This is a genomic window from Cobetia sp. LC6, from assembly GCF_030264805.1.
Lineage (GTDB): Bacteria > Pseudomonadota > Gammaproteobacteria > Pseudomonadales > Halomonadaceae > Cobetia.
This window is the reverse complement of the sequence record NZ_JASSPL010000002.1, coordinates 35,715-62,400: the sequence shown is the minus strand read 5'-3', so window position 1 is coordinate 62,400 and position 26,686 is coordinate 35,715. Positions and strand designations below refer to the sequence as shown.

The window sequence follows — 26,686 nt, the reverse complement described above, 5'->3', positions numbered from 1 at the left end:
CCTGGAGAGAGCTCTGTCGCAGGCGCACACCATGACCTGAATCAACTGCCAGGGGCCATGCCCGGGCCAGGAGGCGGGCTTCAGAAATACTGAAGCCCGCCTCAATAATATTGGTTTGTCGCGCAGGGCCTCGGATGCAACCCTGACGTTGCTGCTTCCAACAATAGATAATCCTTACATGACAGGCACCTACGTATGCGTGATACCTGGATTCTGACCGCCCAATGTCCCAGCCGCATCGGCACGGTGGACGTCGTGACACGCTACCTGCGCGAGCAGGGCTGCTATATCACCGAGCTCAATTCCTTCGATGACCGCCTGTCGGGGCGCTTCTTCATCCGGGCCGAATTTCGTCCGCAGACCGAGAGCGGTGCCCTTGATGACGGCTTCGATGCCGCGAGTTTCGAGCAGGGCCTGGGCACGCGTGCCGCCGACTTCGAGATGGACGTCAGCCTGAGTGCGCCGGATGAGCGCATGAAAGTGGTCATCATGGTCTCCCGCTCGGACCATTGCCTGAACGACCTGCTCTATCGGCATCGCATCGGCCAGCTGCCGATGGACATTACCGCCGTCATCTCCAACCATCCGGACATGGCGCCGTTGGCCGAGTGGCATGGTCTGCCCTATCACCACCTGCCGATCACCGCCGAGACCAAGGCCGAGCAGGAAGCGCAGGTGTGGCAGATCGTGCAGGACACCGGCGCCGAGCTGGTGATTCTGGCGCGCTACATGCAGGTGCTGTCGAGCGACATGTGCGAGAAGCTCTCGGGGCGGGCCATCAACATCCACCACTCGCTGCTGCCGGGCTTCAAGGGCGCGCGCCCCTATCACCAGGCCTACGAGAAGGGCGTCAAGCTGGTCGGTGCCACCGCGCACTACATCAATGATGATCTCGATGAAGGGCCGATCATCACCCAGGGCGTCGAGACGGTGGATCATGCCCACTATCCCGAAGACCTGATCGCCAAGGGCCGTGATATCGAGTGCCTGACGCTGTCGCGAGGCGTGCGTTATCACCTCGAGCGTCGCGTCTTCCTGCATGACAAGCGCACGGTGGTGTTCGGCAACTGAGTCTGGGCTTCACCGCCAGTTCACTCAGTACACGCGCTCCACAACGCCCACCAACGACGAAGCCCGCGACCTTTCGGTAGCGGGCTTCGTCGTTCATGCACATGCGCGTCAGCTTCTGTGCAGGCTCCACAGGAAGTAGCTGCCGCCGATCAGCGAGGCCATCAGGCCGGCGGGGATCTCGTAGGGCGACAGCAGCTGGCGGCCCAGCCAGTCGGCCAGCACCATCAGCAGAGCGCCGCACAGCACCGCGCCGAGCATGTGCTCGCGAGCGCGGCTCAGCCCCAGCAGGCGCGCCAGATGCGGGGCCAGCAGGCCGACGAAGGACAGCGGGCCGACGATCAGGGTCGCCAGCGCGGTGAGCACCGCCACCGCGCCCAGCAGCACCAGGCGGGCGCGGGTCACGCCGATGCCCAGCGCACTGGCGCTCGCCATGCCCAGCGGCAGGATATCCAGCCAGCGCGCCAGCGGACGCACCAGCAGCACCGCGATGATCGCCAGCGCGAGCACGCCGACCGCCGCGGAGAGGCCTACGTAATAGGTAGAGCCGGACAGCCAGGCCAGAATCTGCTGACCGCGTGGATCCCCATCGGCAAGGATGATGCCGCGCACCGCATCGTAGAGCGCCGTGATCGCCACCCCGCACAGCAGTACGCGTTCAGGGATGAAACCGCTGCGATGATTGAGCACCACCAGCAGCGCCAGACAGGCCAGCGCCCCGCAGATGCCTGCGCCCAGCAGGGTCAGCTGCCCCGGTGACGGGACCAGCAGCAGCGTCAGCATCAGGGCGATGGCGGTGCCGCCGCTGATGCCGAGAATCTCGGGGCTGGCCATCGGGTTGCTGGTCAGACGCTGCAACAGAGTGCCGGCCAGGGCCAGCAGTACACCGGCGCCTGCCGCCGCCAGTACCCGTGGCAGGCGGAAGTCCAGCACGCTGGTCTGGCCGGCCAGCAACTGCTGGAGCATGTCACTGCCCAAGGTCCAGCCATCGTCGCCATTGCCGACCAGCAGAGCCAGCAACAGGGCCACGCAGACCCCGGCCAGCAGCCAGCCGAGCAGGAGGTCGGGGCGGGGGTGACGATGCGTCAGTGACATGCCGTGATGACTGGCGGGGCCGGCCCCCTGGGCCATCTTGAGGCGCGGAATCAGCCACAGCAGCAGCGGCGCGCCGAGGGCCGCCGTCATCGCGCCGGTCGGAATCAGGTTGGGCAGCAGGCCATCGAGACTGGCGACCACCTGGTCCGTCACCGCCAGCAGCAGTGCCCCGAACAAGGGTGCCCACAGCAGGCGCTGGCCCAGGCGGCGCGCGCCCATCAGACGTACGCAGGCCGGTGCGGCCAGGCCGATGAAACCGATGATGCCCAATACGCTGACCACGCAGGCACTCAGAAATACCGCCAGCCCCAGACTCATCAGGCGCAGCTTGCGCAGCGAGACGCCCAGGCTTCTGGCATTGGCCTCGTCGAGATCCAGCACCGCCAGCGGACGCATCAGCACCAGCGCCAGCAACATGCCCGGCAGCAGGCGGGTGAGCAGCGTGATCACGCCATTCCAGCTGTTCTGGGCCAGCGAGCCTGCGCCCCATACCAGGGTGCCGTGCAGGGCTTCCTGATTGAACAGCAACAGCACCATGCCCAGCGCGCCGATGTAGAGATTGACCACCAGCCCCGCCAGTACGACCACGGTCGGCGACATGCCACGCGCCCAGGCCAGCGCGAACACAAGCCCCATGGCGGCAAGGCCACCAGCCAGCGCGACCCATTCACGGCCCAGCTGGAATCCATCACCTCCAAGACCCGTGCCGGCCATCAGTGCCGGGGCGAACAGCGTCGCCATCATCATCGCCAGACTCGCGCCACTGGCGACGCCGAGGGTAGTGGGCGCGGCCAGTGGATTGCGCAGTACCTGCTGCATCAGCACGCCCGCCATGCCCAGCGCGCCCCCGGCCAGCAGCGCGCAGACCAGTCGCGGCCACCAGCTGACATGCGCCACCAGCTGCGCAGAAAGCAGCGCGCTGTCTGACTGGCCGAGACTGGCCGCATCACTGAAGTCGGGCGATGCCCACAGTGCGGTCAGGCCCTGCATCAGACTCAGGCCTTCACGATTGAGCGCGAGGCTGCCCAGTACCACAAGGGCCAGGGCCAACAGGCTGCAGGCCCGGCCCGGGGTGAGGTGCAGCGGGTGTCGGTTTGATGCGGGGCGAGTGCTCATGGCCTGCTCAGTGGTTGCCATCGGTGGTCTCCCCCTCAGGTGCCGTCTCGCCGTCAATCAGATGGCTGGCGAGCAGTTCAGCGAAACGATTGGCCGAGGGCAGGGCGCCGAAGCTCCAGACCGGGGGCAGGAACAGCGGCGCCGCGGCCTGACTGTTCTCGCGCACGCCGGGCATGGCCTGCCACAGGCCATTGCGTGCCAGGGCCTCGCGTCCGCCCGGCGGCAGCGGTTCCACCACCACCATGCGGCCCTCCAGCGTCACCAGCTTCTCGAGACTGACGGTGGCGAAGCCCCAGGCGTTGGTGTCGCCTTGCCAGGCATTGTCGATGCCCATGCGCTCGATCACGGCCTGGAACAGGCTGTTGTCACCGAAGATGCGCACATGGCGGTCATCCATGAATTGCACCATCAACAGCGGCAGCGGCGTCTTGCCATCGTGTGCCGACTGCTGGCGCAGTGCGGCGTTGTAACCGGCCAGGCGAGCGGTGCTCAGGCGAATCAGCTGTTCGGCCTGTGGCTCGCGCTGCGTCAGCTTGCCCAGCTGGCGCGTCGCCTTGACCAGTGTCTGCCAGGTGTCGGCATCCGGGGTATAGATGGCAATGCTGGTGACCGGCGCGATGGCCGACAGGCGCGGTGCGAGGCTTGCCAGCATCGGGCTGATCAGGATGTCGTTCGGGGCGAGAGCGGCCAGCTGCTCCAGGTTCGGCTGGGTACGCAGGCCAAGATCCCGCGTGCCCTGCGGCAGCGCCGGTTGATCTACCCAGCTGGCGTAGGTTTCCACCTGCCCTACGCCCATGGCGCGTACCCCGATGCCGGTCAGGGTCTCGGCCAGCGTCCAGTCCAGCGCCACGATGGGGCGATCGACGAAGCCGGCCGGTGCCCGGGCTGTCTGTTTCATCGCAGTCACGGCCGCCGCTGCCTCGTCCGTCGTGGCGGCGGCGGGGCCCACCGTCAGCAGACTCAGACTGATCAGTGCCAACAGCCACTTCATAGCGGCACCGCGATCTGCTGCCGGCTCTGCGGCGGGGTGATCACCTGCATCTCGACACCGTAGATATCCTTGAGCGTGGCGGGGTTCATCATCTCGTCGGGCGCGCCTTCGGCCAGCACCTTGCCGCCGTGCAGCGCCACCAGGCGATCGCAGTAACGTGCTGCCAGATTGATGTCGTGCAGCACGATGATGATGCCCAGCCCCAGGGTGTGGCTCAGGTGCGAGACCAGCTCCATCACCTCGATCTGATGGGCGATATCCAACGCCGCCAGCGGTTCATCCAGCAGCAGATAGCGACTGCCCTGGGCCAGCAGCATGGCCAGCCACACACGCTGACGTTCGCCACCGGAGAGGGTGTCGACCTGCTGTTCGGCGAAGGCCTCGGTGTGGGTCAGCGCGATGGCACGCTCGATGGCTTCTTCATCCTTGGGGCCGGGACGGCCGAGCAGGCCGTGCCACGGATAACGGCCGAAGGCGACCAGTTCGCGGCCGGTCAGCGCTTCGGCCGCCGGCAGGTGCTGGGGCAGGTAGGCCACCGCCCGCGCGAATTCCCGACTGCCGAACTGCGAGAGTGGGCGGTCGTCCAGCGCCAGCTTGCCACTGGTCGGCGTGTTCTGGCGCGCCAGCAGCTTGAGCAGTGTCGACTTGCCGGAGCCATTGTGGCCGATCAGGCCATGCACCTGGCCGGGGGCGAAATCGAGAGACTGCGTCTTGAGCAGGCAGCGCTCGCCGAGGTCAAAGCGCAGGTGGTCGAGAGTGAACATGAAAGCATCGTCATCCGTGGTCAGGGCGTCAGGCTAAGGGCGATTCATTCTGGGCGACATGACACGGAGACGTTCGCCCATCCGTGCTCCGCGGGGCCATCAGTGCTGATCGGCTCTTGCTGTCGGGGTGTCATCACGCCGGCGTCGTCGTCGCGCCTTGCCGGGCGACGCGGCTGACATGCGCTGCGCGGCTGGCGGCGAGTCCGCGGCGCCCTGTTGGCAGGCGGCGCAGTCGCGACTGACTTCATTGCGATAACAGCTCGCCGCGGCCAAACGCTTTTCGCAGTGTTGCTGCGCCTGGGTGACGTAGCGACCCGCCATGCGCTCGGACACGCCTAGACGCTCGCCGATCTCGCGCTTGGTCAGCCCTTCGAGGCGATACCAGGTCAGGGCGAGGCGAAAATGGCCCGCCAGCTCGGAGAGTGCCGCATCGACGACCTGCAGCTTCTGGCGGCGCGCCAGGCTCTTCTCCGGGTCCAGGTGGGCGGCCGCCACACGCTCATCGGCCTCGGACACCGATTCGAATTCCGGTGCACGGGACTGGTGACGGTGGTGATCGATGATCAGGTTGCGTGCGATGCGAAACAGCCAGGCGCGCGGGTTGGCGGGCCACTCTCCGGTCAGGCGCAGGCGCAGATAGACCTCATGACTGATGTCTTCCGCCAGCTCATGCGAGCCCAGCTGGCGCACCAGAAAGCCGGTCAGTTCGTGACGATGCTCGGCAAACAGCTGGTCCAGCGATTGGCGGTAGCGCTGTGCAGCACAAGCCTGCAGCTCAGCGGGCGTTTCATCATCTGGCCCGTGTGCGTCAGGCGTTCGCTCATCCGTGTCGCGATGAGGCCGAACTGGGGGCTTGGCGTGAGAGGACATCCACGGCTCGCAATGAGATCTGTCGTGATGGGGGAGTCATGGTATTGTTGTTACGAATCATTATCAATGATTGAGTATCAGACACGCCAAGGACCACCCCCGTGCATGACGAGGGCGGTCCCGGTGCTGCTTGGTCGCTCTTGACCGGTCGTGGCTAACGGGTCATCGCGACCTGATGATCGTCAGGTGTGTCACCCCCTAGCGTCGGGCGAAGGCCGCGATGGGGTTATCCAGCTCGCCCTTGAGCTGCAGGGCGCCGGACGGATCGGTGAGATCGACCATCTGCTGGTTGTTGCGCAGCTGCAGGCGGTTGAGGCACGACAGCGTGAAGCGCGGTGCGAACAGGTCATGGCGCGCGAACTTGTCGGCCATCTCCGGGTGGGCATCCTGGTAGTCATGGATGCAGGCCGCGACGCGAGACCAGAAGGCCTCCTCCGTCATCACCTGCTCGCGCACCAGCAGCGGTACCGCGAAGCGGAAGATGCAGTCGAAGACATCGGTGAGCAGTGACAGGATGCGGATCGGTTCCGGCACTTCGACCACCAGACGCTCGACTCCTTCCGGCAGTTCGAGAGCACGGGTCTTCTCGGTGGCGAACAGCGCCGCTTCCTCGGCGATGTCCTTCATCAGCACACCGCACGGCACGCCATCGCGCAGACGCATGATCAGGTTCTCGCCGTGCGGCATGAACACCAGGTCGTGCTTGAAGTAGCAGTGCAGCAGTGGCGTCATGTAAGCCGTCAGCCACTTGTCGATCCACGCTTCGGCGCCGATGCCGGAACGCTCGATCAGCGCTGGCAGCAAGGCCTTCTCATCGTTGTCGACATGCAGCAGCGCGGCCATGGTCATCAGGCGCTCGCCTTCATCCTTGACGTCTTCAGGGCTCTCGCGCCACAGGCTGGCCAGCATCTTGCGATAGCCGACGGCCGCCGGGTCCGCGTCTTCCAGCACGTCATCGCGATAGCCGATGGCCGCGACTTCACGCAGCAGGCGGAAGCCCCACTTCTCGAAGGACGGATCCGAATCGATCAGGCCCTTAAGCCACTGATTGATGATCGGAGTGGCACGCATGTAATAGGGCGACAGGCCACGCATGAAGCCCATGTTGAGGATCGACAGCGCCACCTTCACATAGCGGCGGTTCGGCTGATTGCGGTTGTAGAGCGTTCGGATCGACTGCTGCGCCTGATAGCGGTCCTCCCCCAGCCCGAGACAGACGATATGCTGACTGGCGATCTCGGCGGCGAAGGTGATCGCCAGCTTGTGGCTCCACTGCCACGGGTGCACCGGCATCATCAGGTAGTCGGAGGGCGCAAGGCCCTTCTCGGTCAGCTGCTGTTCCAGGCGGGCCAGCTCGGCTTCGCCGAGCTCTTCCTCGAGCAGACGGCGCGGATCGAGACCATCCACCGCCGAGTAATGGGCATTGTCGCGATGTACGGCGATCCACACCAGCGAGAACGGCTGCGCGGCTTCCGGCGCGTAGGCGCGATAGTCCAGCGCATCGAAGCCCATGCGGCCATTGTTGGCGACGAAGCACGGGTGGCCTTCGCTCATTGCCGATTCCAGGGTCTGGAAGGAGGCACCTGCCAGCACGCGGGCGGACTGATTCTCGCGCACGGCGCGCTGCATCTTCCAGGCGCTGGAGGCGAGCGTGGCGCTGACCTCCTCGAGATAGATCGGCAGCAGACGCGGCGGAATCTCCAGCACATCGTTGAGTTCCAGAATCAGCTCACGCGCGTCCAGCGGCAGGGGATTGCCGTCGGCATCCAGACGCTGGATGGAGGCGGCATCGATCAGCCAGTGATCGAGCTGGAAGCGGCGCGCCACGAAGCGATATTCCACCGCGCGGCGGCTGACCGGCGGCGTGTCGCTGACCTGCGCGGCCAGCGGCAGGCGGAAGTGATGCCAGTTGTCATGGCTCTGGCAGGCGGTGCGGGAGCCGCAGTCATCGGCGCATTGCGGGTGGATCAGACGCTCGTGGCTGAATTCGGCCAGCGCCTTGCGCACCAGCAGGCGATTGGCCTGCTGCCAGTCCGGCCCGGTGAGGTGCTGGCTGGCCACGGCCGGGTTGGCGGTTACGCCGCTGTCCAGACGCGGGCTGCGAGTGGCCAGAGCGGCGCGGAAGTCCTGCGGGGTGCAGAAACACAGCCGGGCCGGCTTGCCGTCGAGATCCAGCGGGCCATGATCGACGAAGCCCACCGCGGCATTCAGCGGATGAATGGCGCGATTGCGGCTGTCCGGCTCCACCACCACACGGGTCACGGGACGTACTGCGTCTTTCTCTCCATCGGCATGCTCATCGCGGAACTGGCCGGCGAAGATCATCGCCATGATCGATTCGATCACCGCACGCGAGAAGCCGCTGATGGGGGCCTGGCCCTCGCTGCGCGGCGCGACGAGGAAGTGCATGCCGAAGTCGCCGGGCTGCACACTGTAATGCTTGCCGAGCGTGTCGTGTGCCGGGTCATAGAGTTCGACCAGAAACGCTGGCTGGTCGTTGTAGAGACCGACCCAGCCCTGGGCATGCTGGCTGTCTTCCAGGCCCTGGTAGAAGTCGTACTTGGTGGTGATGAGGTCATCACTCATGCCCCAGAAGCTGGCGCGTTCGCCGCTGGTCCACTCATCCACCATCGCCATGTCGGCGGCGAGGTCCAGCGGACGCAGCGCGAATTCGGCGCGCTCGCTCGTGCTGCCGTCCTGCGGCTTGCGCTGGCGTGCCTGGGCTTGCTCCAGCTCCACTGCGCGGCGGGTGAAGCGCGTTCCCGGCGCCGGGCTGAGCAGGTTGATCGTTGCGGGCACGGCGAGCGATGTCGTCCCGAATACCTGCTGTGACGGTGTCGCTGCACTGTGTGAACCTGCCGCGCTGCTGGACTGTTCGGCGCTTGCGGCGCTGGTGATGTCGACTGGCATGTTCATGCGGTGGTCTCCCGGTGTTGCGGTGCAGCGGTGTGAGTCGTGTCGGCCTGGGTATCGGCAGAGTCGGTGCCGGCTGAAGAGCTGTCGACAGACGAGCTGTCGGTAGAGGCGGTACCGGCTGAAGAGCTGTCGGCAGAGGATAGGCCGGTAGAAGAGGTGCCGGCGTGAATATCCGTCTCGCCGTAGGGCAGGTGTGCGGCGGGCAGCGGTGTGAAGCCATTGCCACAGCCCTTTTCAGAGCCGGGCGCGCCGAAGCTCTGGAAGGCGATGCGGCGCTCGATGGTATAGACCTCGCGGCCGGTGATGGCGCGCAGGATGCAGCTGTTGCGATAGCAGGCCATGCCCAGGTCCGGCGCGGCCAGCGAGTGGGTATGCAGCTCGGCATTCTGGACGAAGATTTCGCCGGCGAACGGCGATTGATCGCCCTCGTTGCCGTCGGCATCTGCGGTGCTTTGCGTGTCGACGGCGTAGAAGCGACCGACGGCGTAGCGGCCTTCCTCGTCACGACGAATGCGCGACTCGATGCTGCGCAGGAAGGGCGGTGCCACGTACTGATAGCCCGTGGCCAGTACCACGGCGCTGGTGTCATGACGCCAGGCCTGCTGCTGTTCGCGCTGATAGAGCCCCAGCGTGAAGTCGCCGTCGGCTCCTTCCTTGTTCAGCGAGGTCAGTTCGGTATTGGTCATCAGGGTGGTGGGCACCACGCCTTGCAGCTGCTTGGCGTAGAGGGTGTCGTAGATCTCGTCGATCAGCTCGAGATTGATGCCCTTGTAGAGCCCCTTCTGGGTCGCCAGCAGGGTGTTGCGCTGTTCACGCGGCAGGGCGTGGAAGTAATCGATGTAATCCGGCGAGGTCATCTCAAGCGTCAGCTTGCCGTACTCCAGCGGGAAGAAGCGCGGTGAGCGCGTGATCCAGTTGAGCTGGTAGCTGTGGTGGTCGATCTCGCGCAGCAGGTCGAGATAGATCTCGGCGGCGCTCTGGCCGGAGCCGATGATGGTGATGGCCGGCTGGGAGGTCAGCTCCTCCTTGCGCGCCAGATAGTGGGCGTTGTGGCACACGCGGCTGCCCGCGACCGGCACGACGTCACGCACGGCATCGGCGGCTTTCGGCAGGTAGGGCTGGGTACCGGTGCCCAGCACCAGTTTGCGTGCGCGATAGGCGAAGGCTTCGCCGGTGCTGGGGCGAGTGCCGCGCACGACATAGATGTCGCCGACATGCTGGATGTCCTGGACGTCGTGATCGAAGCGCAGGCTGGTCAGCTCGCGCGCCGCCCACTGGCAGTACTGGTTGTACTCGCGGCGCAGCAGGAAGAAGTCTTCCCGGATGTAGAAGTTGTAGAGCTTGTCATGCAGCTTCAGATAGTTGAGGAAGCTGAAGTGGCTGGTCGGGTCGGCCAGCGAGACCATGTCCGCCATGAAGGGCGTCTGCATGCTGGCATCTTCCAGCAACATGCCCGGGTGCCAGTCGAACCCTGCCTTGCGCTCGAGGAAGACGCCGTTCACGTCTTCCAGCGGCTCGCTCAGACAGGCAAGGCTCAGGTTGAAGGGGCCGATGCCGATGGCGACGAAGTCCAGCACCTCATTACGCGTTTCAACTGTGTCGGTGACGTGAGGAGTCGAGGTGTCATGCATGACGGCTTTCCTTGGCTTCTGTGGTGTGGCTGCGACGTTTGGCGGCCGGGGTATCGACCAGGGCATCGGTCAGTGCTGCGGCGTGGCTTGCCTGGGCCGTGGTGCTGACAGCCAGATGATGCGCCTTGACCAGCGCCTGGCCGTGCTGGCGGATCAGTTCGACCACCGCGGCGATGTCGTCACGGGTGGTTTCCGGGTTGAGCAGGGTGAACTTCAGGTACTGGCGGCCGGAGACCTTGGTGGCGGCGACGATGGCCTCACCGCTGCGTGACAGGCGCTTGCGGATCTCGCGGTTCAAGGCGTCCCACTGCTCGGCGCTGAGGGTCTCTTCACTGGTGTCATGGAAGCGGAACACCAGGGTGCTGAGCTCCGGAGCCTGGACGACATCGATGTCCGGCGCCGTCTCGAGCAGCTGATGGCCCTCGCGGGTGAGGTCGATCACGCAATCGAGCATGTCGCCCAGCGCATCGGCGCCCATCAGACGCAGGGTCAGCCACAGCTTGAGTGCATCGAAACGACGCGTGGTCTGCAGACTCTTGTTGACCTGATCCGGCGTGCCTTCACGGGCCTGAAGTTCCGGGTTGAGGTAGTCGGCGTGATAGGTGACGTGGCGCAGCTGGGTGCGGTCACGCACCACGCAGGCGCTGCAGCTGACCGGCTGGAAGAAGGTCTTGTGGTAATCGATGGTGACGGAATCCGCCATCTCGGTGCCCTTGAGCCAGTGTCCGTGACGACGTGAGGTGATCAGGCCGCCGCCGTAGGCGCCATCGACATGGAACCAGATGCCACGTGCATGGCATTCGCGGCCGATGGCCTCCAGCGGGTCGATGCTGCCGAAGTCGGTGGTGCCTGCGGTGGCGACGACGGCCATCGGGATCAGGCCTTCGGCGCGGGCCTTGTCCAGCGCTTCCCGCAGGGCATCGGGGTCCATGCGGCGACGCTCATCCACGGCGACCGGGACGACGGCGCTATGGCCGAGGCCGAGCAGGGCACAGGCCTTCTGCAGACTGAAATGGCTGATGCCGGAGGCGAAGATGCGCAGACGTCCGGCTTCCGGCGGCAGGCCGTGGGTCTGGTTGCCGGGGTGGTTGGGCAGCTTCTCGCAGACCGCATCACGGGCCAGCAGCAGCGCCATCAGGTTGGATTGGGTGCCGCCGCTGGTGAAGATGCCATCGGCGGTCGGACCCAGCCCCAGGCGCTCGGTGGTCCAGTCGATCAGGCGCTGCTCGATCAGGGTGCCGCCTGCGCTCTGGTCCCAGGTGTCGAGGGAGGAGTTGATCGCGCCCAGCAGGCTCTCGGCCCAGACACCGGGCAGAACGACCGGGCAGTTGAGGTGCGCGATGTAGCGGGGATGATGGAAATAGACGGCATCCTTCAGGTAGAGCGACTTGAGCTCCTCCAGACCGGCTTCGAGGTTCTCGAGGGGCGTCTCGAGATCGAGGTCGGCGAAGGCCGGACGCAGAGCTTCCGGGGTGATGCCACTGAACGGTTGCTGGACACTGTCGAGCTGTTCAGCCACCAGGGTGCTGATGCGCTGCATGCCGGTCTGCCAGGCATCCATGTTGGCAGGCGAGAACAGGGCGGCGCTGGGCGAGCGGGACAGGGAGCCCGCACAGGCGTCGGTCTGGGTGTCAGACGCGGAGGATCCTGCGGCAGCGCCGTAGGTGGCGGCGGAATCTTGAAGGCTGTGCATTACATAACCTTATGCGAATGTTCGCAGATAAAGACTTGGAAGAGACTCGCAGCCAGCTGGGACAGATGGCTCAGGTGCGAGGACCAGTCAGGACATTCATCAAGTGCCGCGTTTGCGGTCGTTGTTGTTGGCGATGTAGTCGTCACGTCAATCACGCGAGCCGTGGGCATCGGTATCACGTGATTCGACATCGTAAGCGCAGAGTGCGAGTGCGATGTCAGAGGTTCCTGCATGCCAGATGTTTCAGACGATGAGTGGTTCAGGACGATGGTGCCGGCGACATCCTTGCCGCCGGCGGGTCTTGCGGGTCGATTCAGAATCGACGGACTGCGCAGGTGTCGGGGTCAGAAATCATAGGTCAGGGTCGCGGTCATGCTGCGCTCGGCACCGTAGTAGCAGAAGCTGGTGTTGTAGCAGGACGCGATGTATTCCTTGTCGAACAGATTGCTGACGTTGAGCTGCACGCTGGTGCCGCTCCAGCCGATCTGGCTCAGGTCGTAGCCGACCAGGGCATCGACCAGTGCGTAGTTCGGCACCTTCTCGGTGTTCTCGGAATCCGCCCACATGTCGGCGTAGTAGCGCACGCCGAGGCCGGCATTCAGACCCGTGAGCGGGCCTTCATTGAAGGCGTAGTCACCCCAGACGCTGACCTGGTGCTTGGGCACCTGGTTGGCATCGTTGCCTTCGGTGCCATCTTCCGCCTTGGCATAGGTCACGTCGGTGTAGCTGTAACCGGCCTGCAGCGCGAAGTCGCGGGTCACCTGGGTACGGGCTTCCAGCTCCAGGCCCTGGGACTCGATCTCACCGTAGGCGGTGTAGTAGCTGTCTTCCGGGTCCTTGGAGGCGACGTTTTCCTGATTGATGCGGAACAGCGAGATGCTGTACTGATCACGCGTACCGTTGGGCTGGTATTTCATGCCGACTTCGACCTGCTTGCCGGTGGTCGGGTCGAGCAGGTCGCCGTCTTCATCGGTGTAGGAGTTCGGCGAGAAGGACGTGGAGTAGCTGACATAGGGCGAGATGCCGTTGTCGAAGCCGTAGATCAGGCCGATGCGGCCGCTCATCTCGTTGTCGTTCAGCTCGCTGGTGGTGTTGTAGTCACGATCGGTGTTCTTGATGTTGACCCAGTCCTGACGCAGACCGGCGGCCAGGTTCCAGCGACCCCAGCTGATCTGGTCCTGCAGGTAGACACCGGTCTGGTCCAGTTCACGCTTCTGGTTCTCGGTGGCATAGATGGAGACATCGGCATCGCTGCTGCCGGAGACATCCAGCGTGCTGGCGGTGCCGTATTCCCAGTCCACGTCATTGGTGCGGGTCTGATAGTCGGCGCCGAACAGCAGGGTGTGATCGAAGGCGCCGGTGGAGAAGCGGCTTTCCAGCTGGTTGTCGACGGTCCAGGCGCGCAGGCTTTCCTCGCCGCCGGAGTAGTAGCGGGTCAGCTCGGTGTCCGAGGCCCAGCCGTAGGCGTAGACCTGCTCGAGGTCCACATCGGAGCGCAGATAGCGGAATTTCTGGCGTGCGGTGACAGCGTCATTGAAGCGGTGCTCGAAGTCGTAACCGAGCATGCGTTCGGTGCGATCAAACTCTTCGTAGTCTTCGTCACCTTCGTAGAAGTCGTTGCCGAGCTTGGTGCCGTTGTAGCTGACCACCGTGCCTTCGTAGGGCAGGCCTGAGTGGTAACCGCCTTCCGGGTCCTTCTGGAAGTAGCCCATCAGGGTGACGGTGGTGTCGTCGGTGACGTCCATGGTGATCTGCGGCGAGAAGGCGTAACGCTCTTCCTCGACGGAGTCGACCTGGGTGTCCTCGGCGCTGGCGAGGCCGGTCAGGCGGTAGGCGATACGCTGCTCGTCATCCAGCGGGCCGGTGAGGTCGAAGGCCGCGCTGCGTTCGTTGTCGTCGCCGACGGTGAAGCGGACCTGGCCGGAGTCCTGAAACTCGGGGCGCTTGGACTGCATCGCGACGAGGCCACCCGGCGAGGAGCGACCGTAGAGGACGGAAGACGGCCCTTTCACCACCTCGATGCTGTCGAGGAAGTAGGGGTCGATGGTCATCGAGCTGTAGGAGCCCGAGTCGCCCATCAGCTTCAGGCCATCCAGGAAGGTGTTGCTGACACTGCCATCGGAGAAGCCACGCAGTACCAGATAGTCATAGCGGTTGGAGGCACCGATCTGGTTGGTGAAGACGCCCGGCGTGTAGTCCGCGGCACGCTGTACCGTCTCGACGGCGCGCTTGTCGATATCGTCGCGCGTGATGATGGAGACGGCCTGGGGGGTTTCCAGATAGCCGGTATCGGTCTTGGTGGCCGCTGTGGTGGTCACCGTCATGGTGTCGAGGGTCTCGTCCTGAGACTCACGGTGGTCGGCCGCCATGGCCTGACCGGATAAGGGCAGGCCAAGGCCAATCGCCAGTGCCAGAGGGCGCCTGGGCAGGGTCATCAGCAGGGAGCGAGTGGCTTTATGTGCGGCGGAGTCTTTCATGAGCGCGGTGTTCCATCCGGAATGATTTATATAGGAATGATTCTTGTTCGTCGTTCTCTCCTGTGGGTAGACGTTCAGATGACGGCTTTCTGAACCATGAATGAGAATTATTTTTATCATTTTCTTGTGGCGCATCTTGTGCCCTGGTGTCATGAGGGCTGGCCAACCCCGTCATGCGTGCCCTCACTGGCCGGCGCTGGCCGTCATCTTCGGCTGATACCGGCACAAAAAAACCGCCCCGTGGGGCGGTTCTGATGACGCGATGCTCGGGCTCGCGACGCTATCGCGCTTGCCTGACGGCGTCGCGCTGCGCTGAAGATTACTGGTCGACCATCTCGCCCTGCAGCGTGACGGGAATGTCGCCTACCAGCTTGCCGTAGCCCAGCAGGTTGAGCAGAGTGCTGCCGATCTGATTTCTGGCGACTTCTGCACTGTCCAGAGAGATTGGGTCGGCGTTGATGAAGGTCAGGTGGGTGGCATCCTGACGGGTGACCCTCAGCGGCAGGGTCTCGCGGTGGGTACGGTTGCCATCGGTGGCCGAGAAGGGCACCTGCATGCGTGTCGTCTGGCCGGGTTCCAGCGCCGCGATGGCCAGCGGGTCAAGATTCAGAGTCAGCGTAGCCAGGCGCATCTGGCTGACGCCGGACAGCCACGGCGGTAGCTCGCCGACCTTGTCGAGCAGGTCGGTCTGTCCGACGCTCAATGGAATGCTCATCTTGCCATCATCTCCCACGGTGCCGCTCAGGCCATTGAGGTGATGCACGTGCTCCACGTTGCCCTGGCTGCCCTGCGCGGTCAGCGTCGCGGTGGCGCCGCTGCTGTCGGGTACCAGCTGCCAGGCGGCCTGGGTCGGCAGGCTGACACCGATACCACTCATGGCGAAGGCCAGTGCAGCGGCCTTGATCGGGGCGCTGAAGCGGCCTCCGTTGGTCGTGACGGTGAGTCGGCTGGCGGGTTTGCGCAGCAAGCCAGTCGAGCGACGCGCAAGCGTGCGGCTCATGGCGCGGGTCCAGCGAGAGAAAGGCAATGACATGTCATGACTCCTGATGGCCAGGGGCTTGATCGGGCGAGGCCCGCCATGAGCGCCTGGAAAAGATTCGATGCTGCAATGGCACCTTGGACAGGCGGCGGCTCCAAGGGTTCTCGACACTCGCCGCAGCCAAAGGCTGATGGGGGAGGATCAACGCACATCTCGCGCCGCAGATGAGAGGAAGAATCGCTATGTCGTTGAGTTTTCGGGCTTTCCCGAGGCTCATGCTTTCGCTATCATATGCGCGCTGCATGGGCCCATAGCTCAGTTGGTTAGAGCACTCGACTCATAATCGATTGGTCGCAGGTTCAAGTCCTGCTGGGCCCACCATGCACGCCTTCCAGCGGGGGCATTCAGCAGGCGCTCAAAAGCTCCAGAGCCCCGACAAGTCGCCAATGGCGGCTTTTTTTGTGCCTGTCATTCCGGCCTATCTTGTGGTTCGTCATTTCTCTTCTTTCCCCGCCAGTGCATCAATGGCGTGATTTCTGGTGGTCCTGAACCACAAACGCCCCATGCCTAAGGCATGAGGCGTTTTCCTCTGCATTGCCGCGGATCACCCGATTCGGGTGATCTCTGGCAGGGGCGCTATCACTGAGTCTTTTCTTCCATTTCCTGCTCAGTATCATTGGCGGCACTGCTGATGGCATTGCCGGCGGTGGTCAGCGCATTGGCGGTCGCTTGACGAGTGTCCTGCCAGGCGCTGGCAGCGGTGTTCTTGGTTTCATCCCAGGCCGCTGCGGCGCTCTTGCGCGTGTCCTGCCACCAGTCGGTGGTGTAGTTCGGCTGCTGCTCGAACTCGCTCACATCCATGTCGAGGTGGATGCGGTACTCCAGGGCGTCCAGATCATCGCCCTGTTCGGTCTCGAGGGTGAACTTGCCCGTTTCCACGACGTACTGGTTCTCGTCCAGCCCCATGGAGTCATCGCTTTCGACGACCAGAGCGGCGACCTGCATGTTGTCGTCGAGCAGGATGTCCTCGACTTCACCGATCACGTTGTTGTCATCGTTCTGCAGGTAGACATCGGCATCCATCAGCTCATCTGCGGAGTAGAGCCCCTGCGGATTGGCCATGGCCATGCTGGCAGTGGACAGCAGCGTGGTCGCGGTGATCGCACCCAGAATCTGTTTGCGGTTCATATTGCTCATGCCGTACTCCTTGAGTGTTGAATCGGTACTTCTGGTCCGGTCCATCAAGCGCTTCCTTCTCGCTCGTGGCGCAAATGATTCGCCAGAACCATGACCCTACCCACTGAGATCCTGACGAGACCGACAAGTTTCAAGGGGATGAAAGAAAAACTTGTACGAAAATTTCTCTGTCTGTCATATGCAAGGTGTAGAGGAGCAATGTCGTCGTGCCAGGGAAGTGAAGTTTCTGGTGCCCCGTACCTGTCGCGAACAGGCCGCCCGCAAGCGCTCTGTCAGCAGGGCCTCAAGGTAGGATTCGAGTTGGGAGGGCGAGCAGAGAGGCGAGGTGCTGAAGGGAGCTTGCACGCCAAGGCCTGCTTCTTTCAAGGCAACAAGTCGAGGAAATGCACGTGGATATGCCGCTATCAGTGCGCATTCAGGGCTTTTTCTGCTCTCTGGTTGGGTGCCTGACGAGTGGGGCAAGCTGTTTTTGCACGTCACAAGAGGCTTTTTTTGTAGCGAAGTGTTACATGGGGCTGGCGGGGCGCTCTTCTGCCATTGCGGGCGCATGGGGGGAGGTAAACGCTTGATCAGCGCACACGAAAACGCCTGCCAATGGGTCTACATTAGCTATACAGATACGTTCTGATACGCGTTAAAACTTGTACACGGTTTTGGAAGTGTCTAACTTTGCAACTGTCGAAGCACGGCGGGGCAGGCAGGAGATCACCTGATACAACATTGATGGAGTCGCAGAGCCGCTTTTTCAATCCCTTGTCAGGTTGCAGCAAGTTTCCACATCGTCATGCCGCCCGCTCCACCGGTTTCGAGCACAAGGTTTTCATCATGGATCCAATGGAGGGCATCGAGATGAACACAGTACGCAAGGTTCCCATGGAGTGTTCACGCTGTGGCAGCAACCGGGTTCACCTCGAAGATTCCCCGGCAGATGATGACATCGTCAGTTGTGCAGAATGTGATGAGTTTCTGGGTGTCTGGTTCATGTTGCGTGATCGCCTTGAAGTCAGCGCCCGCAAGCGAGCTGCAATTGACCCGGCCCTGATGGCGCAGAAGGTGGTCCAGCAGCTGGACGCCTCGGCCTGAGTCAGGCGCCTGCAAGGGCCAATGTTCGCCAGTGTGTGTGAGAGCGCACAAGAATCTTTGCCTCAGTGCCAGTCGGATTCGCTGTTTCGCCCTGGTCCAGGATTTGTTGCCCAGGGCAAGCGCAACTGAGTGCCTGGTGTTGCAGGTAAAGTCGAGATTTCCGTGATACCGCTGACGACTGTTCAGCGTCCTGGTCGACCTGCGGCGAGCCGCTTGCTTCCGCGATAGGTCCTGTTCTGCCTGAGAGTGTTTTCCCGGCCTTTGGTCGGGATTTTTTTGGCTTCAAGACTTTGGCTTCAAGACCATGAATACCCGTCTGACGCCCGCCTGAAGAATGGTGCGGCGGACGCACCCCGGATCTGACATGCGTTTGATCTGCGTCATTCGCAAGGTGTTATCAGACTGTAAGATAGTGCTGTCAGACTCTTGCCGGTCGCGCTGCCATGAAGTGTGTTCCGCGCTCTGTGCGCGACCTTCCACAGCCATGGGTACAGAGACTGACCAGCGATAAAATTGTGGCATCTAACCGAAAGTGCAATGGAGTCTGTCGCTATCTGTCTCCATCATGCGCACGCAAACTGAGCCACGTCTTGATGTTTTCCGTACTGAGAATCTGGTCATGACATCGTCATCTTTTGCGTCGAAAAGGAGTTCGCGCATGTTTACCCCATCAGTCCCGACCCGTAATGGCCCTCAGTGTCCCGAATGCAACGAAGCGCTGGATTGGCCTGCCCGTGATCTGCCGGATGATCACATCCTCAAGTGCCCCAACGGCCATGCGTTGTGTTCGATGGGCGATTTTCGCCTGGCGGCACGTGAGATGGCGCTGCAGGAAGAGTTCCGCCTGACGCGCGATGGCGCCAGGTCACATGGCCAGAATCGTGTGCCGGAGCGGCCCGCCACGCGCATGGCCAACACCGCAAGCCACGGCTCCAGTCATGAGTCGCTTGCCGGCAGCATCAGCGCCGCGTGACATCTGTCTGTTCGCGCCTGCCCCTCAAGCCCCGGCCAACGCGCCGGGGCTTTGCGTCTGAGCGCAGTGCCTGGATGTGCCTGGGTGAGGTGGCTCGAGCCGAATGACGAGCGACTCCCCGCCAGCGGGGTTGCATGCCGTGTGAGTGGCCCCATGTCTTGGGGAGACGCCAATTGCCCAGCCTCAAGGCGAGCGGCCTAGTCACCGAACAGGAGAATGCTTCATGTCAGATCTTTCCGAGGAACTGCGTATTCCCAAGCCATGCCCGGACTGTGGCAGCCAGCGAGTCCGTGTCTCGCAGGTCCACAACCCCGACGACAAGGTGTTCTGTGCATCCTGCGGCACCTATGTCTGTCTGTATGCCGATGTGGCCAAGATGCGAGAGGAGGGCGCGAGCAGTGAAGCGGAAGAGCTGCTGGAGCAGGCGTCCAACAAGGGCATGAAGAAGTGATCTGATCGCTGGCATGAGACACCGACCAAAGAAAAGGCCCCCCACCGTGAGGTGGGGGGCCTTTTCTTTGGTCGGGCACATTTCATGTCAGGCGCAGGCATCGTGCTTGCGGGTTCGCGCCTAGCTCTCGTCTCCCTGGTTCGGGGTAGAGGCCTTGGCGATGGCGCCAGTGTTGTCTGCGGCTTCCAGCTTGGCCAGCATGTTCTCTGACTGACGCTTGAAGTTGGCGAGCGCCTTGCCGGATAGTGACTTGTTGTTCGGCAGCTGAACGCGCATGGCATCGACCTGGCGGTTGTTGACCATCACCTCATAGTGCAGGTGCGGGCCGGTGGAGCGGCCGGTATTGCCTGACAGGGCGATCTTCTCGCCCATGGTCACGCGCTCGCCTTTCTTGACCAGCGGACGTGACAGATGCAGATAGCGGGTCTTGTAACCATTGTCCATGCGCAGCACCAGATAGCGACCGGCCAGCGGGTGGTTGCCGACCAGCTCGACGACGCCATCCGCGGTGGAAAGCACCGGCGTGCCGACACGCACCGCGAAGTCAGTGCCCTTGTGCGGGCTGATGCGCCCGGTCACCGGATGGCGACGGCTGAGGTTGAACGGCGAGCTGATGCGCGCCTTGTGCGCCAGCGGATAGCGATTGAAGGCCGGGTCGAGCCCCTTGCCGTCGGGGGTGTAGTAGCGGCCATCGCTGCTGTTGCGCACCACGGTCAGTGACTTGCGAGAACCTTCATAGCGTGCGGCGAGGATGCGGGAGTCCATGCTGGTACCGTCGATCATGTCGGACTCGACCAGCACCTGAAACTTGTCACCCTTGCGCGTATCGCGACGGAAATCGATCTTCTTGCCCAGCACCTGGGTCAGCTGGCTGACTTCCGCGACGCCCAGGCCAGTGGCTTCCGCAGACAGGGAGAAGCTGCCACTGACCGTACCGGCGAACAAGCGCTGAGTGGCCTGGGTCGCCTTTTCGATCTTGGCGACATTGAAGCTTTCACCGCCGGCCTCACGCTTGACCATGAAGCCGCGACGCGCGTCCTTCATGATGCGCAATGCCAGCAGGTTGCCATCTTCATCCAGCTTGTAATCGAAGCTGTCGCCGATGCGCCAATGGGTCAACACGCGCTTGTCAGGCAGCGCCTTGAGGATGCGCGTGGTTTCGCTGTAGCCCAGGCCCAGCGAGCGCTCCGCCATCACGGCGAAGGTATCACCGGCCTGCACGGTATAGGTCTGCCACTCGGGTACATAGACTTCCTCGGCTGCCAGCTCGGTCTGCAGCGTCGGGCTTTCACCGAGCTCGACCGGATCGACGGAGAGGTCGTCATAGGAGGTGCCGCCGGCCTGTTCGTCGGTCGCGGTACCGATGACGGCTTCTGCGGTCTTCACTGCCGCCGGCGCCAGTGCCACGATCGGGCCTGCCGTCTGGCTGTCGGGGGGATAGTTGTCATCCGTCAGCAGCGTCGGCATATCGAAATCGATGGCAACGATCTCGCTGGGCGTCAGCGCTGCCAGCGGAATGTCACCGGAGGACGAGCTGGCCGCTGTCTGATTGGCGAGCTGCGCCGGGCTCAGGGGAGACTGAGTGTCATCGGCGGCAGCAATCGCCAGTGGCAGTTTGGCCGGTGTGCTGGAATTCGCACTGGCCAGGTCGATGGCGATGGACTGTGAGGCCGTAGAGACATCAGGAGCATCGAATGTTTCGAGAAGCTTGTGAGCACCCAGCACGGTAACCATGGTGGCAACAGGTAAAAGAAGATACTTGTGCGCGCGAGGGAGCGAATGAAGGATTCGCAGCATATGTGACCGATAAAGTTATGTGAAATGAAAAGATGGCAACAATGAGGCATTCGAACCTTAACCAAGGTTCCCGTCGTTCGATAGGCTGGACGCATGTCCAGTATGAGTAATTCAACCCTGTTTAGATCATTGACGGCGCAATTGGCGGTACCGGCAACATGAGGACTGGCGAAAATAGCGCCATTTTTGCTTAGGAAACGCTGTTCAGGCAGTAAATCCTGCTTGGTGTTAAATTTTGTAAAGTTACGCAAAATAGCGTGTTTGACCTCCTGGATTCAGAGGATGCCGTCTTGATGTCCGAGGTTTGCGACCAGATGCCGGGAGTCTGACAGCACAGAATGCTCTTTTGCTCCCGTCGGGGCGCAGTATCAGGTGTCTGATTTTTTGCGTATGGCATGTCAGGATTGCTCCGAGCATTCCCGTACACCCCGCAAGAGGAATCCCGATGTCGTCACGCGTGACACTGGCTCAGTGGCAGATGCTGGCTGCCGTGGTGGACCACGGCAGCTTTGCGCGCGCGGCAGCCGCGATCCACAAGAGTCCCTCGACCCTGAATCACGCCGTGCATCGTCTCGAGGCCTTGCTGGGCGTGCAGGTGCTGGAGCCGGTCGGGCGCAATGTCCGGCTGACCGAGGCGGGTGAATTGCTGCTGCGCCGGGCGCGTCAGCTGATCGAGAATGCGCGGGCACTCGAGGATGTGGCCGATGCGCTGTCGGCAGGCATGGAGAGCGAGATCGCCATCGCGGTGGACCAGCTGTTTCCACCGGAGGTGCTGGCACGGGCGCTGGAAGCCTTCTCGACCGCCTACCCTCAGGTGCGTGTCCAGCTGCACGAGGCCACGCTGACCGGTGGGCGCGAGCTGTTCGAGGAGAAGGAAGTGGACCTGCTGATCAGCGGCCTGATGCTGGATGGCCATCTCGGCACCCCGTTGCTGCGTGAAACCTTCATCGCCGTGGCAGCGCCGGGGCACCCGCTGCATGCCCTCGGGCGTCCGCTGGATCTCCGTGACCTCGTGCCGTATCGCCAGCTGGTGGTACGCGACAGCAGCCGTTCCAGCGGTATGGATGCCGGCTGGCTCAAGGCCGAGGCGCGCTGGACGGTGAGCCACCTGGCCACGTCAGTCGATCTTGCCGAACGCGGACTGGGCTTCGCCTGGTTGCCCCGTACCCGCGTGAGCGAGGCTCTGGCCCGGGGGCGGCTGCTGCCACTGCCGCTGGGCAATGGCGGCGAGCGCGAAGTGGCGTTGATGCTCTATCTGCCGGACGATGATCGCGCGGGCCCTGCCGTCCGGGCGATGAAGGCGCAGCTCCACGCTGCCGTCGAGCAGGATGCAGGCGAACGGCGCTCCTGAAAGCGTATAAAGCCTGAAAGAAAAGAGTGAGGACTCGAGAAGGGCAGAGAGATCGCATGGCGCGATCGTTCGAGAAATTCGATCGTTGCCGTGCAGGGAATTCGCTTGCGCTGTCGCGCTTGGCTCTTAGGCTGGTGGCATCCTCTCAATCCATATAAGGAGCGTGCAAGATGGGCTTACTTGTCGACGGCAAGTGGCAGGATCGCTGGTATGACACCGACAGCACCGGCGGCGAATTCAAGCGCGAGAGCGCGCGGCTCAGGGATTGGGTCGTGGCGCCCGATGCCCCGCTCGAGGGGCCGCAGGGACAAGCGGCCGTGCCCGCCAGCGCAGACCGCTTCCACCTCTATGTCTCGCTGGCCTGCCCGTGGGCGCACCGCGCGCTGATCATGCGTTCTCTCAAGGGGCTCAAGCCGCTGGTCGGCATGTCCTGGACCAGCCCGCTGATGCTTGAACATGGCTGGAGCTACCTCGAGGAAGAAGGCTCCAGCGGTGACCCGATCAATGGCGTGCGCTATCACCACCAGCTCTACACCCTGACCGACCCGCACTACACCGGCCGTGTCACCGTGCCGGCGCTGTGGGACAAGCAGGCCGGTCGCATCGTCAACAACGAGTCGGCGGAACTGGTGCGCATCTTCAATGACGCCTTCGATTCGCTGACCGGCAATGATCTGGACTTCTATCCAGAGGACCTGCGCGGAGAGATCGATGCCATCAATGCCGAGGTCTATGACAAGGTCAACAATGGCGTCTACAAGACCGGCTTCGCCACGCGGCAGGAGGTCTACGAGCGTCACTTCACGGCGCTGTTCGAGTGCCTGGATTCACTGGAGCGTCGGCTGGCCGACTCGCGCTACCTCACCGGTGAGTGGCTGACCGAAGCGGACATCCGGCTCTTCACCAGCCTGGTGCGCTTCGACGTCGTCTATCACGGTCACTTCAAGTGCAACCAGCGCCGCATCAGCGACTATCCCAATCTCGCCAACTACCTGCGTGAACTCTACCAGTGGCCGGGTATCGCCGAGACCTGCCACTTCGATCACATCAAGACCCACTACTACGGCAGCCAGTTGGCCGTGAATCCGACCGGCATCGTGCCCATCGGCCCGGCGCTGGACCTTGAGGCACCCCATGATCGTGAGCGCCTGACGGGACAGGGCATCCGCCGTCACGTCTGACGGAAGTCTCCCGGATTCCTGCCGTTGCCTCCGGCGCGGGTCAGGCGCCCGGTCTCGGACGTCTGGCCTTCGCCAGCCAGCGATCCAGAGCGTTGCCGAAGTCGCGCTGCTCGCGCTGGCCATAGGCGGACGGGCCGCCGGTATGCTCACCGCTGGAGCGCATGCTCTCCATGAAGTCGCGCATCTGGACCTTGGCGCGGATGTTGTTGGCATCCAGTGTCTCACCGCGACTCGTCATCACCAGCGCTCCCTTCTCGATCGCCTCCAGCGCCAGCGGCAGGTCGGAGGTGATCACCATGTCGCCGGGGCGGGCGCGCTCGACGATCAACTGATCGGCCGCGTCCGCGCCTGCCGGCACCGACAGCGCCTTGACGTGCATCGAGCGCGGCAGCGGCACCTGATGATTGGCGACGAACCAGGTGGGGGTCGCGGTGCGTTCCGCCGCGCGCACCAGAATGTCGCGCGCGGCGCGCGGACAGGCATCGGCGTCGACCCACAGCGTGGTGACATGCTCGGCGGGGGGTTCCGGGGAGGGGGCGTCATGGTCTTGCGCGTCAGTCATTCAGGCTCCTGTCAGGTGGCTGTGTCGCGGGTCGTGATGGCGGGGGGCTTGCCTGCCCGAGGGCGGCCGGCCTGCGACCAAGGTCAAAAGAAAGGATGCAGAATGCGTCAGAGGCTGCTAGAATGCCAGCTCCTCGCATGTAGTGACCCACCATCCTGAGTAGCCGAGCCCGACGTGATCGCCGTTTCTTGTGGCCATCAGCCGGTATTTCGCGCCTCCCGGACCGCGTGGCGTAGCTTGCCCCAGCCATCCGTGACCCCTCGACTCGATCGATGTCCGGCCGCCGCGATGCAAGACCCGTCCCTGTCCACAGTGTGCATGATGGAGCGCCCCGAGACTCTAGAGTAGAAGAGCCTCTGGTTGCTGTACGGTCGCCGCAGCGTTGTGCCTGAAAGTGGAATTGCGTCCACCTTCAGAGCAACCCGGGCCCGTCCATGCCAAGACGTCCAGCACTCGTACGTTTTTTCTGATGATGCCAGCGCCTCGTGCCTGACTGCATCGCCAGACGGAGCCCTTACGCTTCGTGTCGGTTCAACCCGACCCATTCTTCAGCTGCAAGCCTTACTTGTAGCCATTTAGGTGTGAGATATACATGACCACGACTTCCGTCGTCGATCGCTTCAGCGATCTTGCCCTGCTGCCTGCCGTCCTGACTTCTCTCGAGAAGCTGGGCTACGAAACTCCGTCCCCGATCCAGGCCCAGACCATCCCGAGTCTGCTCGAAGGCCGTGACATGATCGGCCAGGCACAGACGGGTACCGGCAAGACCGCTGCCTTTGCACTCCCGCTGTTGACCCGTCTGGACCTCGACCGCCGTGAACCGCAGGTTCTCGTGTTGGCCCCGACCCGTGAGCTGGCCCAACAGGTCGCCGTCAACTTCACACGTTACGGTCAGTTCATGCGTGGCCTGGAAGTGGCCACTCTCTGCGGCGGTCAGGACTACCGCGAGCAGATGCGCAGCCTCAAGAGCGGCGCGCAGATCGTCGTCGGCACCCCGGGTCGTGTCATCGACCACCTGGACCGCAAGAGCCTGAAGCTCGACGGCCTGAAAGCCCTCGTGCTGGATGAAGCCGATGAGATGCTGCGCATGGGCTTCATCGACGACGTCAAGCGCGTCGTCGCCGATACCCCGAAGGAAGCGCAGCGCGTCTTCTTCTCCGCGACTCTGCCGACCGAGATCGAGCGTATCGTCAACCGTTACCTGGTTGATCCGGTCAAGGTGACGATCAAGTCCGAATCGCGTACCGCTTCCACCATCGAACAGATGATGGTGCGTGTCGAAGGCGGCGCCAAGCTGGAAGCGCTGTCCCGCCTGCTGGAAGTCGAGACCGTCGATGCGGCCATCGTCTTCGTGCGCACTCGTGCCGCCTGTACCACTGTCGTCGAACAGCTGATCGCTCGCGGTATCTCCGCGGCAGCGCTGTCCGGGGATCTGGACCAGTCCCTGCGCGAGCGCACCGTGACTCGCCTGAAGCGTGGCAAGGTCGACGTGCTGGTCGCGACCGACGTCGCCGCTCGTGGTCTGGACGTGGCGCGTATCACCCACGTCTTCAACTACGACCTGCCGGGTGACAGCGAATCCTTCGTACACCGTACTGGCCGTACTGGCCGTGCCGGTCGTGAAGGTCGCGCCATCACCTTCGTCAGCGGTCGCGAAATGCGCAAGGTTCGCTGGATGGAGCAGGCCCTGGGCCAGCGCATCACCGAACGCCAGCTGCCGAGCGAAGAAGAGATCCGTGGCCACCGTGACGCGGCCTTCCGTGCGCGCGTCGTCGAAGCCCTGGGCAGCAGCTCCAACGGTCACCGCGCTCTGGTCCAGAGCCTGATCGAAGAAGGTCACGATCCGGTCGAGCTGGCCGCTGTCTTCGTCAAGATGGCTCGTGCCGAAGAGACGCCGATCCAGTCTCTGCCGAAGCCGGGCGCGCGTCGCAACGAGCGTTCCGAGCGCGGTGAGCGTCCGGAACGTGGTGAGCGTCGCAACTCCGCGCCGGTCGCGCGTGAAGGCATGAAGCTCTACCGTGTGGCCGTCGGCCACCGTGACGGCGTCAAGCCGGGGCAGCTGGTTGGTGCTCTCGCCAACGAAGGTGGCATCGAAGGTTCGCGCATCGGTCGTATCGACATCCGCAACACGCACAGTGTCGTGGAACTGCCGAGCGGTCTGCCGACCAGCATCGTGTCGAAGATGGCGCGTGCCCGCGTCGCTGGCCGTCCGCTGGAACTGTCAGAAGACGGTGCAGGCGCTCGTCCGCAGCGTCGTGAAGGTGGCAACGACGACCGTCGTCGCGCCTGATCAGGCCTGAGTCGGGCCGCCACTGATCACAGTGCTGGCCACGGCGACTGAAAAGACCGGTACCTCTCACTAGGTGCCGGTTTTTTTGTGCCTGGACGAAAGGCGCCACAGGGGCTGGTATCCTGTGCTGGCGTAGGTCCACCGCTCATCATAGGTCCATCGCTCATCATAGCTCCACCGCCCATCATTTCCCGAGGATGC

The 26,686-nt window shown here is 63.3% G+C and carries 19 protein-coding genes and 1 tRNA gene; 8 read left to right on the top strand and 12 right to left on the bottom strand.

What is annotated here, in order from left to right:
* Nucleotides 1–195: 195 nt before the first annotated feature.
* The gene (purU, locus tag QQF40_RS03600; RefSeq protein ID WP_285460464.1) at nucleotides 196–1,071 is read left to right on the top strand and encodes a formyltetrahydrofolate deformylase; all 876 of its coding nucleotides are present in this window, start codon (nucleotides 196–198) and stop codon (nucleotides 1,069–1,071) included.
* Nucleotides 1,072–1,179: 108 nt separating this feature from the next.
* On the opposite strand, the gene fhuB is transcribed toward purU, so the two are convergent.
* The 9 genes from fhuB to QQF40_RS03555 all read right to left on the bottom strand — a co-directional run bounded on the left by fhuB (nucleotide 1,180) and on the right by QQF40_RS03555 (nucleotide 15,654).
* Nucleotides 1,180–3,279, bottom strand: coding sequence for a Fe(3+)-hydroxamate ABC transporter permease FhuB (gene fhuB / locus QQF40_RS03595; protein ID WP_285460463.1), 2,100 nt, complete (start codon nucleotides 3,277–3,279; stop codon nucleotides 1,180–1,182).
* A 7-nt stretch (nucleotides 3,280–3,286) separates the two neighbouring features.
* Nucleotides 3,287–4,258: an ABC transporter substrate-binding protein gene (locus QQF40_RS03590; protein WP_285460462.1), complete on the bottom strand. Its 972-nt coding sequence runs from the start codon at nucleotides 4,256–4,258 to the stop codon at nucleotides 3,287–3,289.
* Between the two features lie 8 nt (nucleotides 4,259–4,266).
* Nucleotides 4,267–5,034 carry an ABC transporter ATP-binding protein gene (locus QQF40_RS03585; RefSeq protein WP_285460461.1) on the bottom strand — a complete coding sequence of 256 codons (768 nt, stop codon included), beginning with the start codon at nucleotides 5,032–5,034 and terminating at the stop codon, nucleotides 4,267–4,269.
* A 99-nt stretch (nucleotides 5,035–5,133) separates the two neighbouring features.
* Nucleotides 5,134–5,904: an RNA polymerase sigma factor gene (locus QQF40_RS03580; RefSeq protein WP_285460460.1), complete on the bottom strand. Its 771-nt coding sequence runs from the start codon at nucleotides 5,902–5,904 to the stop codon at nucleotides 5,134–5,136.
* Between the two features lie 198 nt (nucleotides 5,905–6,102).
* On the bottom strand, nucleotides 6,103–8,820 hold the full coding sequence (locus tag QQF40_RS03575; protein WP_285460459.1) for a GNAT family N-acetyltransferase: 2,718 nt from the start codon (nucleotides 8,818–8,820) through the stop codon (nucleotides 6,103–6,105).
* On the bottom strand, nucleotides 8,817–10,451 hold the full coding sequence (locus QQF40_RS03570) for a lysine N(6)-hydroxylase/L-ornithine N(5)-oxygenase family protein (RefSeq protein ID WP_285460458.1): 1,635 nt from the start codon (nucleotides 10,449–10,451) through the stop codon (nucleotides 8,817–8,819). The genes QQF40_RS03575 and QQF40_RS03570 overlap by 4 nt, the downstream gene beginning before the upstream one ends.
* Nucleotides 10,444–12,144, bottom strand: a complete 1,701-nt coding sequence (locus QQF40_RS03565) for a pyridoxal phosphate-dependent decarboxylase family protein (protein WP_285460457.1) — start codon at nucleotides 12,142–12,144, stop codon at nucleotides 10,444–10,446. The genes QQF40_RS03570 and QQF40_RS03565 overlap by 8 nt, the downstream gene beginning before the upstream one ends.
* Before the next feature lie 344 nt (nucleotides 12,145–12,488).
* Nucleotides 12,489–14,621: a TonB-dependent siderophore receptor gene (locus QQF40_RS03560; protein ID WP_285460456.1), complete on the bottom strand. Its 2,133-nt coding sequence runs from the start codon at nucleotides 14,619–14,621 to the stop codon at nucleotides 12,489–12,491.
* A gap of 319 nt (nucleotides 14,622–14,940) precedes the next feature.
* Nucleotides 14,941–15,654 (bottom strand): hypothetical protein, encoded by a 714-nt coding sequence (locus QQF40_RS03555; protein ID WP_285460455.1) that lies wholly within the window; start codon nucleotides 15,652–15,654, stop codon nucleotides 14,941–14,943.
* 250 nt (nucleotides 15,655–15,904) lie between these two features.
* Between QQF40_RS03555 and QQF40_RS03550 the strand changes: the two genes are divergently transcribed.
* Nucleotides 15,905–15,981, top strand: a tRNA-Ile gene (locus QQF40_RS03550).
* Nucleotides 15,982–16,239: 258 nt separating this feature from the next.
* Here QQF40_RS03550 and QQF40_RS03545 read toward each other — a convergent pair.
* Nucleotides 16,240–16,797 carry a PRC-barrel domain-containing protein gene (locus QQF40_RS03545; protein WP_285460454.1) on the bottom strand — a complete coding sequence of 186 codons (558 nt, stop codon included), beginning with the start codon at nucleotides 16,795–16,797 and terminating at the stop codon, nucleotides 16,240–16,242.
* Between the two features lie 669 nt (nucleotides 16,798–17,466).
* On the opposite strand from QQF40_RS03545, the gene QQF40_RS03540 reads away from it, so the two are divergent.
* The 3 genes from QQF40_RS03540 (at nucleotide 17,467) to QQF40_RS03530 (ending at nucleotide 19,304) form a co-directional block, all read left to right on the top strand.
* Nucleotides 17,467–17,880, top strand: a complete 414-nt coding sequence (locus tag QQF40_RS03540; RefSeq protein ID WP_285460453.1) for a hypothetical protein — start codon at nucleotides 17,467–17,469, stop codon at nucleotides 17,878–17,880.
* Nucleotides 17,881–18,538: 658 nt separating this feature from the next.
* Entirely contained in the window at nucleotides 18,539–18,853 is a 315-nt protein-coding gene (locus tag QQF40_RS03535; protein WP_285460452.1) for a hypothetical protein, read from the top strand.
* Between the two features lie 223 nt (nucleotides 18,854–19,076).
* On the top strand, nucleotides 19,077–19,304 hold the full coding sequence (locus QQF40_RS03530; RefSeq protein ID WP_054555349.1) for a hypothetical protein: 228 nt from the start codon (nucleotides 19,077–19,079) through the stop codon (nucleotides 19,302–19,304).
* Nucleotides 19,305–19,424: 120 nt separating this feature from the next.
* Here the strand turns inward: QQF40_RS03530 and QQF40_RS03525 are convergent, their stop codons facing one another.
* Nucleotides 19,425–21,038 carry a peptidoglycan DD-metalloendopeptidase family protein gene (locus tag QQF40_RS03525; protein ID WP_285460451.1) on the bottom strand — a complete coding sequence of 538 codons (1,614 nt, stop codon included), beginning with the start codon at nucleotides 21,036–21,038 and terminating at the stop codon, nucleotides 19,425–19,427.
* A gap of 508 nt (nucleotides 21,039–21,546) precedes the next feature.
* Between QQF40_RS03525 and QQF40_RS03520 the strand changes: the two genes are divergently transcribed.
* Complete coding sequence (locus QQF40_RS03520; protein WP_285460450.1) at nucleotides 21,547–22,452, top strand: LysR family transcriptional regulator; 906 nt, start codon at nucleotides 21,547–21,549, stop codon at nucleotides 22,450–22,452.
* 170 nt (nucleotides 22,453–22,622) lie between these two features.
* Nucleotides 22,623–23,633 (top strand): glutathione S-transferase family protein, encoded by a 1,011-nt coding sequence (locus QQF40_RS03515; RefSeq protein WP_285460449.1) that lies wholly within the window; start codon nucleotides 22,623–22,625, stop codon nucleotides 23,631–23,633.
* A gap of 40 nt (nucleotides 23,634–23,673) precedes the next feature.
* On the opposite strand, the gene QQF40_RS03510 is transcribed toward QQF40_RS03515, so the two are convergent.
* Nucleotides 23,674–24,195, bottom strand: a complete 522-nt coding sequence (locus QQF40_RS03510) for a YaiI/YqxD family protein (protein ID WP_285460448.1) — start codon at nucleotides 24,193–24,195, stop codon at nucleotides 23,674–23,676.
* Nucleotides 24,196–24,787: 592 nt separating this feature from the next.
* Here QQF40_RS03510 and QQF40_RS03505 point away from each other — a divergent pair.
* On the top strand, nucleotides 24,788–26,485 hold the full coding sequence (locus QQF40_RS03505) for a DEAD/DEAH box helicase (protein WP_285460447.1): 1,698 nt from the start codon (nucleotides 24,788–24,790) through the stop codon (nucleotides 26,483–26,485).
* Nucleotides 26,486–26,686: the final 201 nt, after the last annotated feature.